This is a genomic window from Kitasatospora sp. NPDC048722 (assembly GCF_040650235.1).
Taxonomy (GTDB): domain Bacteria; phylum Actinomycetota; class Actinomycetes; order Streptomycetales; family Streptomycetaceae; genus Kitasatospora.
This window is the reverse complement of record NZ_JBEZGX010000020.1, coordinates 77,487-92,608: the sequence shown is the minus strand read 5'-3', so window position 1 is coordinate 92,608 and position 15,122 is coordinate 77,487. Positions and strand designations below refer to the sequence as shown.

Annotated in this window: 12 protein-coding genes; 11 read left to right on the top strand and 1 reads right to left on the bottom strand. The window is 73.7% G+C overall.

Annotated elements, in window-relative coordinates; genetic code table 11:
- The first annotated feature begins 47 nt into the window (after positions 1 to 47).
- A complete protein-coding gene (locus tag AB0C76_RS17175; protein ID WP_359965320.1) occupies positions 48 to 2,714 on the top strand; it encodes a lysylphosphatidylglycerol synthase transmembrane domain-containing protein in 2,667 nt (888 codons plus the stop codon).
- A 28-nt stretch (positions 2,715 to 2,742) separates the two neighbouring features.
- On the opposite strand, the gene AB0C76_RS17170 is transcribed toward AB0C76_RS17175, so the two are convergent.
- Positions 2,743 to 2,949: a hypothetical protein gene (locus tag AB0C76_RS17170; protein ID WP_359965318.1), complete on the bottom strand. Its 207-nt coding sequence runs from the start codon at positions 2,947 to 2,949 to the stop codon at positions 2,743 to 2,745.
- Positions 2,950 to 3,171: 222 nt separating this feature from the next.
- Between AB0C76_RS17170 and AB0C76_RS17165 the strand changes: the two genes are divergently transcribed.
- The 10 genes from AB0C76_RS17165 to AB0C76_RS17120 all read left to right on the top strand — a co-directional run bounded on the left by AB0C76_RS17165 (position 3,172) and on the right by AB0C76_RS17120 (position 15,105).
- Positions 3,172 to 3,639, top strand: a complete 468-nt coding sequence (locus AB0C76_RS17165) for a carboxymuconolactone decarboxylase family protein (protein ID WP_359965316.1) — start codon at positions 3,172 to 3,174, stop codon at positions 3,637 to 3,639.
- Between the two features lie 132 nt (positions 3,640 to 3,771).
- Positions 3,772 to 4,416: a methyltransferase gene (locus tag AB0C76_RS17160; RefSeq protein ID WP_359965314.1), complete on the top strand. Its 645-nt coding sequence runs from the start codon at positions 3,772 to 3,774 to the stop codon at positions 4,414 to 4,416.
- Positions 4,413 to 4,985 (top strand): TrmH family RNA methyltransferase, encoded by a 573-nt coding sequence (locus AB0C76_RS17155; RefSeq protein WP_359965312.1) that lies wholly within the window; start codon positions 4,413 to 4,415, stop codon positions 4,983 to 4,985. Before AB0C76_RS17160 ends, AB0C76_RS17155 begins: the two co-directional genes overlap by 4 nt.
- 234 nt (positions 4,986 to 5,219) lie before the next feature.
- Positions 5,220 to 6,119, top strand: coding sequence for an ABC transporter ATP-binding protein (locus AB0C76_RS17150; protein WP_359965310.1), 900 nt, complete (start codon positions 5,220 to 5,222; stop codon positions 6,117 to 6,119).
- Positions 6,113 to 7,711, top strand: a complete 1,599-nt coding sequence (locus tag AB0C76_RS17145; protein WP_359965308.1) for a hypothetical protein — start codon at positions 6,113 to 6,115, stop codon at positions 7,709 to 7,711. Before AB0C76_RS17150 ends, AB0C76_RS17145 begins: the two co-directional genes overlap by 7 nt.
- A gap of 131 nt (positions 7,712 to 7,842) precedes the next feature.
- The gene (locus tag AB0C76_RS17140; protein WP_359965306.1) at positions 7,843 to 8,406 is read left to right on the top strand and encodes a hypothetical protein; all 564 of its coding nucleotides are present in this window, start codon (positions 7,843 to 7,845) and stop codon (positions 8,404 to 8,406) included.
- A 165-nt stretch (positions 8,407 to 8,571) separates the two neighbouring features.
- Positions 8,572 to 9,399 (top strand): CPBP family intramembrane glutamic endopeptidase, encoded by an 828-nt coding sequence (locus tag AB0C76_RS17135; protein ID WP_359965304.1) that lies wholly within the window; start codon positions 8,572 to 8,574, stop codon positions 9,397 to 9,399.
- Between the two features lie 49 nt (positions 9,400 to 9,448).
- Positions 9,449 to 10,741 (top strand): histidine kinase, encoded by a 1,293-nt coding sequence (locus AB0C76_RS17130; protein ID WP_359965302.1) that lies wholly within the window; start codon positions 9,449 to 9,451, stop codon positions 10,739 to 10,741.
- A complete protein-coding gene (locus AB0C76_RS17125; protein ID WP_359965300.1) occupies positions 10,693 to 11,361 on the top strand; it encodes a response regulator transcription factor in 669 nt (222 codons plus the stop codon). The genes AB0C76_RS17130 and AB0C76_RS17125 overlap by 49 nt, the downstream gene beginning before the upstream one ends.
- A gap of 681 nt (positions 11,362 to 12,042) precedes the next feature.
- Positions 12,043 to 15,105, top strand: a complete 3,063-nt coding sequence (locus AB0C76_RS17120) for a BTAD domain-containing putative transcriptional regulator (RefSeq protein ID WP_359965299.1) — start codon at positions 12,043 to 12,045, stop codon at positions 15,103 to 15,105.
- The last annotated feature ends 17 nt before the right edge of the window (positions 15,106 to 15,122 follow it).

Below are 15,122 nucleotides of genomic sequence, written 5' to 3'. Positions count from 1 at the left end.
CGGCGGCTCACGGCGCGCCCTCAGGGGGGCATGGGAGCATGCCCCCCGTGGCAATCGTGACGGGGAGAACGGACGGCGGCACCGGCGGCGCGGGGGCCGACGGTGCCGGGACGGGCGCTGCGCCCGGGCACCTGCCGGGGCAACGGCCCCGGGAGGCGGAGCGCGCTCCCGCGTCCGGGGGGCACGGGAGCGTCCCGGCCCGGGTGCTCGACACCGGCCGAATACGGCAGCCGGTCGCCCTCGTCCGGCTGCTCACCGGCCTCCTCGGAACCGCCCTCACGCTCCTGCTCGCCGACTACGCCCGCGCCACCACCAGCGGCCTGGCCGCCGACATCTCCGGGGCCACCGAACTGGTGCCCCGGCCCCTGGCGGGCCTGGCCGGCGGCCTCACCACCGCCGCCGTCCTGCTCCTGCCCGTCGGCCTCGCCGCCCGCCGCCTCCTCGGCCCCGACCGGCGGCGCGCCCTCCAGCAGGTCTCCGACGGCCTGCTCGCCGCCGTCCTCGCGTACGGCGTCACCCTCGCCGTGGGCATGTGGGCCGACGGGCTCGCCCCGGCCTCCCTGCTCGCCTCCCTCACCCAGGCCCTGCCCGGCGGGCCCACCGGGCACACCGAGCCCGTGTACGGGTACCTCGCGCCCGCCCTCGCCTTCCTGACCGCCTCCGGCAGCCGCGAACGGCGCGTGCCCTGGACCGTCCTCGCGCTCTCCGGCCTCGCCGGGCTCGCCGCCGGCTACGCCACGCCCACCGCGCTCCTCCTCGGCCTGCTCATCGGCTGGACCACCGCCCACGGCGTCCTCTACGCCGTGGGCACCCCGGACCCGCGGCCCCGGCCCGCCGAGATCCTCCGCGGCCTGCGGGAGAGCGGCCTGCGGCCCACCGCCGTCCACCCCGCCGGGCCCTACCGCCACCTCGTCCGGCAGGCCGACGGCCGACCCGACCTCGACGTCCAGGTCCTCGACCGCCAGGCCGTCACCGCCGCCGCCCTGCACCGCGCCTGGCGGCGCCTGCGGCTGCGCACCGCGCCCCACCCGCGCGCCCTGCGCTCCCCCCGCACCGGCCTGGAGCACGAGGCCCTGGTCTCGTACGCGGCCGTCGCGGCCGGCGTCCGCACCCGCCGCATCGCCGCCACCGCCGGACTCGGCCAGGACACCGCCCTCATCGCGTACGAGCACCTCGCCGGCCGCACCCTCGACGAACTCGCCGACGACGAGATCACCGACGACCTCCTCACCGACGCCTGGCACCAGCTCGCCCTCCTCCAGCGCCGCGAGATCGCCCACCGGGCCCTCGCCCCGTCCGCCCTCCTGGTCGACCCGGCGGGCGCGGTCCACCTGGTCGACTTCGCGGACGGCGACATCGCCGCCAGCGAACTCGTCCTGCGCAGCGACATCGCCCAGCTCCTCACCACCCTCGCCCTGCGCGCGGGCCCGGCCCGCTCCGTCCGCACCGCCATCGCCGCCCTGGGCCCCGACCCCGTCGCCGCCTCGCTCCCCCTGCTCCAGCCGGTGGCCCTGGCCCCCACGACCCGACACTCCCTGAAGCGCAGGCCCGCGGCCACGGGGACGGACGGGGAGGCGGCCGGTTCGACCCCCGGCAACGGCGGTGAGGCCGTGGTCGGAGGCACCACCGGGACCGACACCCACCCCGACGCCGACGGGCCGGCCACCCCGCGGGCGGCCGCGCCCCCCGCCGGGGCCAGGGCGGCGGACCTGCTGGACGGGATCCGGGCCGAGGTGCTGCGGTTGCGGCCGCAGGCTGCGGTGCGGCCGGTGAAGCTGGAGCGGCTGCGGCCGCGGACGCTGCTCGCGGTGGCGGGCGGGGTGGTGGCCGGGTGGCTGCTGATCCCGCAGCTGTTCGCGGCGGAGCAGAACCCGATCGCCGCCGTGGCCGACGCCGATCCGCTCTGGCTGCTGCTGGCCGTCCTCGCCGCCGCGACGAGCCACGTCACCGCGGCGATGGGGTTCGTCGGCTTCGTGCCGGAGCGGCTGGACTTCCGCAACGCCGTGTTCGCGCAGGTCGCCGGGTCCTTCGCGAAGCTGGTGTCGCCGGGCGGCGTCGGCGGCGTCGCGCTGAACACCCGGTTGCTGCAGCAGGCCGGCATCCCGACCGCGCAGGCGCTGTCCAGCGTCGGCGTCGGCCAGTTGATCGGCCTGGTGCTGCACCTGCTCCAGTTGGGAGCGTTCGTCTACCTGCTCGGCCAGGAACCGGGCGGCTCGGAACTGGACGCGCTGCCCGCCGTCGCCGGCGGCCTCGCGGGGGCGGCGGTGCTGCTGGCCGCGGTGTCGGCGGTGCCGCCGGCCCGGCGGTGGCTGGCTGCGCGGCTGCGGCCGCTGACGGCGGAGGTGCTGCCGCGGCTGCTGGAGCTGCTGCGCGACCCGGGACGGCTGGCGGTCGGGGTGACCGGGCAGCTGATGGTCTCGATGTGCCTGACGGCCTGCCTGTACTGCTGCGCGCGGGCGGTCGGCCGGGAGCCGTCGTTCGCGGCGGTCGCGGTGGTGTTCCTGACCGGCAGCCCGGTCGGCAACGCGGCGCCGACCCCGGGCGGGGCGGGCGTGATGGACGGGGTGCTGGTCGGGCTGCTGCAGTCGGCGGCGTCGATGGAGCAGGGCGGCGCGGTGGCGGCCGTCGTGCTCTACCGGTGCCTGACGCTGATCCTGCCCGTCCTGCCGGGTTGGGCGGCGTTCGCCTGGCTGCAGCGGCGCCGCGCCCTGTGAGCCCACGGCGGCCGGAGCGCCACGGCCGCTACTCCCGGTACTCGTCCTCGTCGAGCTGGACCACGCGGCTCTGCTCGGCGGCGTCCGCGAGGTCGGTGGCGGGGTCGGCGCCGAGGGCCCGGCGTTCGGCGACCTCGTCGTACTCGTCGTACTCGTCGCCCTCGGGCGCCTCGTCGTCGGGTTCGACGGTCTCGACGGCCTCGTCGATGAGGTAGTCCTCGTGGTTCTGCGGCATGGCGTCCGTCCTCGCTGTTCGGAGGCTCCCACGAGCGCCGGGTGGCGGTGCGCGGGCGGTGCTGGGCAGTACTGGCAGTATCCGCCGCCGGGCGCCCGGACGCGAAGTGCCGGCCCGGTTCCGGCGTGTTGCCCGAACCGGCTCGCCGTGCGGAATTGACCCATGGATCAAGAGATCGAATGACCCGTGTCCATGGTGCATTCCGTTCCTAGAGTCGTAGTCATGACGACGAACGAGATCACCGCAGCCCCGGCCCGCCTCGACTACGCCCGCACCGTCCCCAAGGTGTTCCGCGCGATGATCGCCCTGGACGCCGCCGCCCGCGAGGGCCTGGACCCGGCCCTGGTCGAGCTGGTGCAGCTGCGCACCTCACAGCTGAACGGCTGCGCCTACTGCCTCGACATGCACGTCAAGGACGCCCGCAAGGCCGGCGAGACGGACGAGCGGATCTACCTCCTCCCGGTGTGGCACGAGGCCCCGGCGGGCGTCTACACCGAGCGCGAGCGCGCCGCCCTCGCACTGGCCGAGGAGATCACCGCGATCGGCGGCGGCGTCTCGGACGCCGCGTACGCGCGGGCCGCCGCGCTCTTCGAGGAGGAGGAGCTGGCCCGCCTGATGTCGGTCTGCTTCACGATCAACACCTGGAACCGGATCAACGTGACCACCCGCAAGACCCCCGGCACCGTCTAGGGTCACGGCACCGGCCGCGGGCGGCCGGACAGAACGCGGCCGGGGCCGCCGGGGGTACGATCGGTGCCGTACCAGGGCTTACCCGCACCCACCCGGTGGCCCCGAAGCCCACACGAACGACGGGGAAAGCACATGTCCGGCTCGCACTACTTCACGGGTGCGCCCGAGGTCGCCAGCGAGCGCCGGCCGATCACGGTCTCCCTGCCGGACCTCACCCTCGAACTGACCACCGACGCCGGGGTGTTCTCGCGCGGCCGGCTCGACCCCGGCACCCGGATCCTGCTGGAGCACGCGCCGCACCCGCGCGTGCGCGGCCCGATCCTGGACGTCGGCTGCGGCTACGGCCCGATCGCGCTCACCTGGGCGACCCGGCGCAAGCGCCTCCCGGTCTGGGCGGTGGACGTCAACGAGCGCGCGCTGGAGCTGGTCCGGCTGAACGCCGGGGCGCTGGGGCTGGGCAACGTCCAGGCCGCGCTGCCGGACGACGTCCCCGAGGACCTCCGGTTCGCCACGATCTACTCGAACCCGCCGATCCGGATCGGCAAGGCCGCGCTGCGCCGGCTGCTGACGCACTGGCTCGGCCGGCTGACCCCCGACGGTTCGGCGTTCCTGGTCGTGCAGAAGCACCTGGGCTCGGACTCGCTGCAGAAGTGGCTGAACGAGCAGGGCTACCCGACCTCCCGGATCGCGTCGGTCAACGGGTTCCGGATTCTGGAAGCGCGGCCCCGCCCGGAGACGGGCGAGGGCTCCGAGAGTGGACGAGGTACGACGTCGTGAAGCAGCTCCGCGGGACCGAACTGAAGCGCCTGCACCGCTCGTGGCGGCGCAGCAACGAGTTCCGGCTCGCGCTGATCCTGGAGAACCTGCAGTCCCCCTTCAACGTCGGCTCCGTCGTGCGGACCGGCGCGGCCATGGGCGCCGAGAAGCTCTACCTGACCGGGGACACCCCGTCGGTGCGGTCGTCCGGCGCCCAGAAGGCCGCGATGGGGACCGACAAGTACCTGAAGGTCGAGCACTTCCCGACCGTCGCCGAGGCGGTGGCGGCGGCGAAGGCGGACGGCTTCAAGGTGGTCGGCCTGGAACTGGCGGACGACGCGGTGCCGATGTTCGCGGCCGAGCTGACGCCGGCGGTGGCCTTCGTCCTCGGCCACGAGGACCGCGGGATCACGCCGGAGGCGCTGGCGATCTGCGACCAGGTCGTGTTCGTGCCGCAGCTGGGCCGGGTCGGCTCGCTGAACGTCTCGGCCGCCGCGACGGTGGCCTGCTACGAGGCACGCCGGCAGGGGTACGCGATCACCGGGACCCCGGACGGCAGCGAGGACGTCGGCGGGCTCGACGACGAGTGACTCCGCGGACCGGCCGGTCCGCTCGAACGCGTGATGGGTGTGCCGATCGGCACACCCATCAGGCGTTTTCGGGGTGGTGCGGCGCGCGAAAGCCCGCCGATATCTCCCGAACGGCAGATGTGCGGGTGCGCCGCGCGGCGCAAGCATGGCGGTCAGGAAGACGCCGACTGCCGGGCCGGCGTGCAACGACCAAGCGTGCGACGCCCGGCCGCACGCACCGGGGGGGGCCGAGCGTTGGAGCTCAGGATCCACGACCTGACCAAGGAGTACGGCGGCGGCAGGCGCGCCGTCGACTCCTTCTCGCTGACCTTGCGGCCCGGCGTCCTCGGCCTGCTGGGCGCCAACGGCGCCGGGAAGTCCAGCCTGATGCGGATCCTCGCCACCGTCACCCGGCCCACCTCCGGGCGGGTGCTCTGGGAGGGCGCCGACATCGCCCGGCGGCCCGGCCCGCTGCGCCGCACGGTCGGGTACCTGCCGCAGGACTTCGGCGTCTACCCGCAGCTGACGGCCCGGGAGTTCCTCGGCTACCTGGCCGCCGCCAAGGGCCTGCGCCGGCGCTCGGCCCGGGCCAGGATCGACGAACTGCTCGCCCTGGTCAACCTGTCCGGCGCCGCCGGGCAGCGGCTCGGCGCGATGTCCGGCGGCATGCGCCAGCGGGTCGGCATCGCCCAGGCGCTGCTCAACGACCCGAAGCTGCTGATCGTCGACGAGCCCACCGTCGGCCTCGACCCGGAGGAGCGGCTGCGCTTCGGCGGCCTGCTCGCCGGGCTCGGCGCCGAGCGGATCGTCGTCCTGTCCACCCACATCGTCTCCGACGTGGCCGCCACCGCCGACCGGATCGCCGTCATGGGCGGCGGCCGGCTGCTGCACCACGACACCCCGGAGGGGCTGCTCCGGACGGCCGCGGGCCGGGTCTGGGAGCTGACCGTCGATCCGTCCCAACTCCCGGTGCTGCGCTCTCGGTTCCTCCTCGGCGGCAGCACGCGCACCCCGCAGGGTGTCCGGGTCAGGGTCCTCGCCCACGAGCGGCCGGCCCCGCAGGCCGAGCCGACCGCGCCCCGGCTCGACGACGCGTACCTGCTGCTCGCCGCCGGCCCCGCCACGCCGGTGGCCGAGGGGGTGGCGGCATGGTGACCACCGGCGCCGTCCGCGCCCTCGCGCTCGCCGACTTCCGCGAGCGGCGGCGCCGGCCGGGCTACCTGGCCGTCCTGCTCGGGACGCTCGCCCTCGGGCTGCTCGCCGCGCCGGTCGGCGACTCCCGCTGGCAGGTCTTCCAGGTCAGCGACCACCTCGGCCGCTACACCAGCGGCTACGTCGGCACCGTGACGGCGCTCGGCGGGGCCGTCTGGCTCTCGCTGGCCGGCTTCGGCATCACCCGCGGCACGGTCGCGCGGGACGAGCGCACCGGCGTCGGCCAGGTCCTCGCCGCCACCCCGCTCAGCCGACTCGCCTACCTGGCGGGCAAGTTCCTCAGCAACCTGCTGGTCCTCGGCTCGATGCTGCTCGCCCTCGCCGGGACGGCGCTCGCCGTGCAGCTGCTCAAGGGCGACTCCGACGACGTGGACGTCGTGCGGCTGCTGCTGCCGTACGTGCTCATCACCCTGCCGCTGCTGGCGGCGGTCGCCGGGTGCGCGGTGCTCTTCGACACCGTGCCGGGGCTGCGCGACGGCCCCGGCATGCTCCTCTGGTCCGTGGTCTGGCTGACCGGCGTCCTCGGCGCGCAGGCGAGCCGCGGGTACGACCTGCTGGGCATGCGCCTGATCACGGCCTCGATCCGCAAAGTCATCGCGGCGAGCGGCTACCCCGCGGACACGGTCGAGTTCGGGGTCGGGCTCACGGCGGACAACCGGGTGCGCGGCAGCTTCGACTGGCCCGGCCTCGGTCCGGAGGAGACGGGCGGGCTGCTCGGCCACGCCGGGCTGACGGCGGCCGTCGCGGTGGCGCTCGCGCTGGCCGGGGCGGCGTGGTTCCACCGCTTCGACCGGGCCGCGCCGCCCGTCCGGCGGCCCACCCGGCGGCCCGTTCGGCAGGCCGCCTCTTCGGGCTCCCCCGGCTCGCCCGCGTCCGGACCGGCCGCGTTCGCCCTCGACCCGGCCCGGATCACCCCGGCGGAAACGGCGCCCTCCCGGGCCGGCGGCACCCTGCTCGCCGCCACGGCCGGCGAGCTGCGCGTGCTCGTCCAGGGCCGGCGCCTGTGGTGGGCCGGCACGCTCGGCCTGGCCCTGCTCGCGGCCGTCACCCGGCCCGACGTCCCGACCCACGCGGTGCTGCCGTTCGCGATGCTCTGGCCGGTGCTGCTCTGGTCCCGGATGGGCCACCGGGCGGACGGCGGCAGCGTCGGCGAACTGCTCACCGCCTGCCCCGCCCCCGCCCGGCGGCTGCTGGCCGGCCTGCTCGCCGGGGTCGTCCTGGCGCTCGCCGTCGCCGCCGCCCCGATCGCCCGGCTGCTCGCCGCCGGGCAGCTCCGGGCCGTCGCGGCCGCGCTCGCCGGGGTGCTGCTGGTGCCCGCCCTGGCGCTGCTCTGCGGCACCGTCACCCGCGGCCCGCGGCTGTTCCAGTCGCTCTACCCGATGCTCTGGTACGGCATGGTCAACCACCTCGCCGGGCTCGACTTCCTCGGCGTCGACCCGGCTCGCGGCCCCGGCCCGGCCGCCGTCGCCGCCACCGCGGCCGCCCTCGCCCTGGGCGCGCTCGCCCTGGAGGCGATACGGGAGTCCACCCGGTGAGCGGGCGGTTCCCCCGCTCGGGGGAGGCGGCCCGTCCTCGGGGTGGAGGCCCAAGTCCATTCCTTCCAGGGATCTTTGATGTGCCGAGGGGAACGATTCCCGCTCCCCCGCACCGATCCGGAGGAACGACCATGCGCAAGCTCATCGCCGGTCTCGCGCTCACCACCGCCGCGGCCGCCGTTGCCGCGGTGACCACCGCCCCGGCCCAGGCCGCCGAGGCCGCCCACCCGCGCCACCAGCACCTGCACGCCTGGACGCTCCTCAACTACCACGGTCCGGGGCCCCTCCCGAACGAACGGCTCACCGCAGAGGTCGACGCCCGCACCACCACCGGCCACGACGCGCGCGGCCACGCCACCGTCCTGCACGTCTTCCCCGACAAGTCGGCCGTGCGGGCCGAGATCGCCGTCGACTGCCTCGTCACCGGGGCCGACGGCGCCGTCACCGTGACCGGCCCGGTCGAGTCGCTCCACTTCACCGTCCCCGCAGGCCAGGAGGAGCCGAAGCCCGCCCCGAGCACCTGGCACCCCGAGACCGGTCTCACCTTCTACCCCGCCGACGCGAGCGGGGCGCAGCGGGTCGGCTGGGCGGGCGCCGACGCACTCGACTACAGCGCCCCGGCCCGGGGCGCCAAGTGCCGGGCCACCGCGCCCGACTCGTGGGTGATCCGGGGCGGCTACACCCTCCGCGGCTGAGCGGGGGTGCAGCTGGCTGCACCCCGACCGGACAGCTGCACGCAATGGCCACCGGTCCGCGAGCCGGAATCGTCGTCTCCGAGAGGTACGGGCCATTCGGAGGCCCGTACGGCACACAGGACGACGATCACCTCGGGGGCGTACGGCATGCGGACGGAGACGGCAGTGAAAGCGGCCGAGGTGGCGTGGAAGGCGGAGGCGGGCGTGTTCCTCGCCGTCGCGTTCCTCGCGGCGGGGGCCCTCGGTGCGGCCCAACCCGCCACCGGCATACCGGCCGTGGTCATCCAGCTCACACAGTTCGGCCCCGCGCTCGGAGTGGCGGCGGTGGCCCTGCTGTGGCCATCCCGGATCCGGCACCGGCTCTCCGGTGCCCTGCCCGCCCGCCGGGCCGTCGACCCGGCGGGGTCGACGGCCCGGCGCCACGCCCGCGGCGCCGGGCTACTGCTCAGCGCCGTACCGGTCATCGCGCTCGGCGCCGGCACGTACGCGTGGGTGGAGGGCGGCCTCCGGGTCACCGACCCGGGCACGCTGGGCAGCCCGTTCGCGCTCGTCGTGGCGGCGCAGCTGGTCGGCGCGTGCGGGGAGGAGATCGGGTGGCGCTGCCTGCTCCAGCCGCTCCTGCGGACGAGGTTCGGCCCGTTCACGTCCTCGGTCGCGGTCGGGCTGCTCTGGGGCGCGTGGCACGTGCAGGTCTTCGGCCAGGGCCCGGCCTACGCGGCCGGGTTCCTGCTGGCCACCGTGGCGATGTCGGTCGTCCTCGGGCTCGGCCTGGAGCGCGCCGGAGCCAACCGCCTCCTGCTCGCGGGCGGCTTCCACGCCCTGGTCAACCTGGGCATGCTGCTGTTCATGGACGACGGCTCCGGCAGCGCTCCGGCCGCCGACGCCGACCTGTCCATGGTGCTGTTCGGCCTGGCCGCCCTGGTCACGGCCGTCCCGTGGGTCGTCCGGGAACTGACGGCCGATATCCTGCCGACCGCGGACGGGGCCCGCTGACATGCGCGCCGGCATCGGCGCCGACCGGCGATTCGGAGGAGAGCACGTGGTGACGGCTCGGGGGGCGGTGCGCCCGCTCGTCGACCGCGCGGCCGCCCTCGGCCGCTGCCAACTGCTCTCGCTGAACGGCCTCCTCGTCTCCGCGACCGGCTCGCTCGTCGTGGGCGCGCTCCTGCTCCTCCCCGTCGGGGCGGGCCTTCCGCTGCTGCCGCGCGCCGCGGCGGCCCTGCGCACACTCTCCGACCGGTACCGGTCCTGGACCACCCGGTGGAGCGGCACCCCCGTCAGCCCGCCCGAACCGCTCGGCGGCCACGGCCACGGCACCGGCCGCCGAACCGGGGCGGCCCGTGTCCTCGGCGACGACGGCTTCTGGCACGACCTCCGGTGGGCCTGGCTGGAGCCGCTGGTCGGCGGGCTGCTCGTGGCCGTCCCGCTCGCGCTCGTCGACTTCGGGCTGTTCGGTGTGCTCGTCCAGCCGTTCGTCTGGCGCCGCCTCGGCCCCGACAACTGGTACGCCTTCGTCCCCGTCGAGTCCACCGCCACGATGCTGGCCGCCGCGGTCCTCGGCCTCGGGTCGATCGCGGCCGGACTCCTCCTCGCCCCCGCCGCCCTCGACCTCCACGCCACCTGGAGCCGGCGCATGCTCTCCGCACCGCGCACCGCCGAACTCGTCCGTCGCATCGCGCACCTCACCGACACCCGGGCCGACGCCCTCGACACCCAGGCCGCCGAACTCCAGCGCATCGAAAGGGACCTGCACGACGGCGCCCAGGCCCGGCTGGTCGCCCTCGGCCTCACCCTCGACCGGGCCACCCGGCTCCTCGACACCGACCCGCGGGCCGGGCGCGAGCTCCTCCTCGACGTCAGGGCCGCCTCCGCCCGCGCCCTGCAGGACCTCCGCGACCTCGTCCACGGCATCCACCCGCCGATCCTCACCGACCGCGGCCTCGGCGACGCCGTCCGCTCGCTCGCCCTCGACAGCCACCTCGACGTCCACGTCGAGAACGGCCTGCCCGGGCGCCTCCCGACCCCCGTCGAGTCCGCCGCCTACTTCGCCGTCGCCGAACTGCTCGCCAACGCCGGCAAACACGCGGACGCCCACGAGGTCCGCATCCGCCTCGTCCACACCGACGGCGCCCTGCGCGTCACCGTCACCGACGACGGCCACGGCGGCGCCGACCCCGCCCGCGGCGGCGGCCTGCACGGCATCCGGCGCAGGATCGGCAGCTTCGACGGAACCCTCGCCCTGCAGAGCCCGCCCGGCGGGCCGACCACCGCCACCCTGGAGATACCGTGCGCGTCGTCATCGCCGAAGACCTCTTCCTCCTCCGGGACGGCCTGATCCGGACCCTCCAGGACCACGGCTTCGAGGTCGTCGCCGCCGTCGACAACAGCCCCGAACTCCTGCGCGCCCTCCGCGAACACGAACCCGACGTCGCGGTCGTCGACATCCGCCTGCCCCCGACGTTCACCGACGAGGGCCTCAAGGCCACCCTAGAAGCCCGCCGCGCCCGCCCCGGCCTGCCGGTGCTGATCCTGTCCCAGTACGTCGACCAGCTCTACGCCCACGAGCTGCTCGCCGGAGGCGGGGGCGCCATCGGCTACCTCCTCAAGGACCGCGTCACCCACACCGCCCAGTTCGTCGCCGCCGTCCGCACGGTCGCCGCCGGCGGCACCGTCATGGACCCCCAGGTCATCGCCAAGCTCCTCGCCCGCAGCGACGCCCGCGGCACCACCGCCGCACTCACCCCGCGTGAACACGACGTCCTCGAACTCATGGCCGAGGGCCGCTCCAACGCCGCCATCATGCACACCCTGCACATCAGCGAGAGCGCGGTGGCCAAGCACACGGCCAACATCTTCGCCAAGCTCGGCATCGAGGCCTCCGCCGACGACAACCGCCGCGTCCTCGCGGTGCTCGCGTACCTGAAGAACGCCGAGCGGATCGCGCAACCGTTCTGATCCTTCGACCGTCCGACCGCGCGGAGGCCGCCGCGAACCACGGCATCCGAGGACGCCTCCGAAGGGCCGCCGACCGTTCCCCGGGGGCACCTTCCGGGGGCGGCTGCTGCTGTCAGGCCGCCCGCCGAGCACCGTCGGCGGGGGCGGGGGCGGGTGCGGCGGCGGGGGGCGGACGCGAAGCCCGTCGGGAGGGCGAGCTCCGTGTAGCGGCTGCGGCCGCCGAGCAGGGTCAGCAGGATCACGTCCCCCGCCCGGCAGCCCTGCAGCGGCGGCGAGTTCGGGCGCGCGGACGCTCCGCACGGGACGCAGGAAGTACCCGCCGGCACCCGCCGCGAGGGCGAGGCGCCGGTAGCAGGCGCCGGCCGCGGTGGCCTGTCCATTCCCCGGTCTCCCGTCACCTGCCGATGAACCCGAGTTCGCCCACGGCAGACGTCCTTGCCGGAAAACGACTACGCACTTCGGCATGTCACATGCCAAAGTACGGAGGTCGGGAGGACCGCAGCTCAACGAAGGGATCCATCCAACCGTGAGCACCTCTGCCACCCTCCTGCCTGCCGTCGTCCGTCCCGAGGCGGACGCTCTCACCTGGGCCTTACATGCTGTTGACCGCCGCGGCAGATGGCTTATGATCCCCAAACCAAGCCTTTGACCTTGGGCATTCTGATGGGCGATAGAGGATCGATGACAGTCGCAGACTCGGGAAAGGATGGTTTTCCGTCCGTACAGGAACTCCGGTTCCATGTACTCGGCTCGCTTGAGGTATGGGCCAGCGGCATACGAGTGCGTCTCGGCGGAACCATCCAAGAGCGAGTACTGGCCACCCTGCTCCTCGAACCCGGGCGGGTCGTACCGATTGCCAGACTGGTTGAGGCCGTCTGGGAGGAGGACCCTCCTGCGACTGCGTCGCACCAGGTGCGCAAGGCTGTCGCCGATCTCCGCCGACGCCTGCCGTCCGGTCGAGAGATGATCAGCACGGACGGCCCGGGCTACCGGGTGATCACGTCGGTCAGCCAACTCGATCTTCTCGATTTCAACGCACGGATCCAGACAGCGGCACAAGCGGTGGGCGTCGGGAGGCTGACCGATGCCTGCGCAGAGCTGCAGGGCGCTCTCGATCTGTGGCGGGGACCCGTCCTCGCGGGTGAGGGCGGCCCGGTGATCGGCCGCGCGGCGAATGCGCTGGAGGAGCGCCGTCTCGCCGCAGCCGAACAGCTCCACGAACTGCGCCTCGAGCTCGGCGCAAGCAGCGAGCTTGTCGCGAGTCTGCGGGCACTCGTCGATGCACACCCCTTGCGTGAGACGCTGCGCGGCCAACTCATGCTTGCCCTGTACCGCTCGGGACGACAGGCGGACGCCCTGGAGGAGTACGGGAAGGTACGCGAGTTGCTCGTCGACGAGCTCGGCATCGATCCGGGGTCCCGACTGGTCAAGCTGTACGAGGGGATCCTGCGGGAGAGTCCGGAGCTGACAGCCCCGCAGGGTGGGCCGCCCGCCACTGCCTCCGGAATGCCAGCTGAGCAACGCGGTCCGGTTTCCACACTGCCGTATGCGCTGCCGGATTTCACGGGCCGGGCCAAGGAGCTGGCGATCCTGCTCAGCCGGGTCCGGGCCGAGAGGTTGCCAGATGAGCACAGCGCCCGGGTCGTAGCCATCGACGGGATGGGCGGCGCGGGCAAGACCTCATTGGCTGTACGCGCCGCTCACCAGCTGACCGAGGAGTTCCCCGACGGGCAACTCTATGTGGACCTGCGCGGGTTCACCCCTGGTGAGCAGCTCCCCATATCGGCATCGACAGCACTGGACATCCTGCTGCGCGCGATCGGTACGCCGAGCGAGCAGATACCCGAGGACCTGCCTGGCCGCACCGCCACTTGGGGGTCTGCACTGGCGGGGCGCCGGATGCTACTACTACTCGACAACGCCTCCGACGCCGCTCAAATCCAGCCGCTGTTGGCGGCTCCCCCCGGCTGCCTTGTGCTAATCACCAGCCGGGTGCGGTTGCTCGACCTCGACGGCATCGAGTGGATCTCCCTGGGGCTGATGCCACCCGAGGACAGTGCCACGCTGGTGGCACGGACGCTGGGCCCGGCCCGTGTGAAAGCCGAACCACAGGCGGCCGCCGAGCTCGCCGAGCTGTGCGGCCATCTCCCCCTAGCGCTGCGTATCGCCACCGCACGGCTGCGCAACCGGCCCCGGTGGACCGTGCGGCATCTCGTCGAGCGACTGCAGGACGAGAGCCGCCGGATGGACGAACTGAGCTCAGGCGAACGCAGCGTCGCAGTGACACTTCAGTTGTCATATCTGGCCATGGACGACAGGCACCGCGCCGCGTTCCGCATCCTCGGGTTGCACCCTGGCGATGGCATCGACGCACACTCGGCGGCCGCGCTGCTCGACACCGGTGTCCGGGATGCCGAGGACATTCTGGAGCTTCTGCTCGACGTACATCTGCTCCAACAGCCCGGATTGGGCGAGTATACCTTCCACGACCTCGTACGCAGCTTCGCCCAGAGCCTGCACGGACCGATGACGGAACGGACCGACGCGGACGCCGTCCAGCGGTTGCTCAGCTACTACCTGACAGCCACCAACGTAGCCTGCGACGTACTGTTCCCAGGCCGTACCGCCCGGTCGACAGGGATCCCTCCGTATCAGGGAGAGCTTCCGGAACTGACGGAAGAGAAGACCGTCAGCCTCTGGTTCCGTCGCGAACATCAGCGACTGCTGGCGGTCGTGGACCTGGCCGATCGGCTCGGCTACGACCGGCACACCGGCTGGCTGGTCCGCGACCTGGTCTTCCATCTGAACGCGGGTGGTTATTTCGAAGAGTTCCGAGCACTCGGCCGCCTCGCGGTCCAAGCCGCGCGCCGGCTCGACGATCCGGTCCTGTTGAGTATCAGCCTGTCCAGTCTTGGCGCCGCTTGCTGGAAGCTCGGCTGCTTCGAGGAGGGCATCAACGTCGCCCGCGAGGGACGCGAGATCGCGGTACGCCTCGGCGACCGTGACGCCGAGGCGAACAGTGAGTCCGCTCTCGGGCTGCTCATGTCGATGCTGGGGCGGTACAACAAGGCCCTTCCTCTGTTGGAGCACGCGGTCGAACTGGCCAGGGAACTTGGCACTGCCCGCGCTGAAGCGGAGACTCAGACGAATCTCAGCTCGCTGTACGCACGATGGGGCCGCTATCCGGAGGCTGCAGCGTCCGCCCTCCGGGCCCTTGAGCTGGAGCGGGACACCGCGAACCCGGTCAACGAGACCATGGCTCTGGCCGATCTGGCTTTCGCCCAGCTGGGCATGGGTCAGTACGTGGATGCCGAGGCGAGTCTGAGGCGAGCCCGCGAGTTGTGTGACGAGAGCGCGCCCCAGGGCGATGTCGCCCTGGTGCTGGCTCTGTCCGCCGAGGTAGCGCACCGTCTCGGCGACAGTGATGCGGTGTCCGAGCTCGCGGAACGTGCCCAGATCCTCGCACGGTCCAGTGGTACGCCGGTCCGCCAGGCGAAGGCCGAGAACATCCTCGGTCGGCTGCATACCGCACAAGGGCGGTACACATCGGCGACGGCGTTGCACACCCACGCGCTCGAGGTCGCCTCGGCGATCCAATTCCGCTCTGAGCAGGCATCCGCGTACCTGGGTCTGGCCCAAGCGGCCGAGGGACTTGGCGACGGCGCGACGGCTCGGAAGAACCATCTGGCAGCAGCCGAGTTGTTCGACCTCATGGAGATCCCGGAGGCCGGCCGCAGTCATTGAGGAAGGAGGCGCGGACC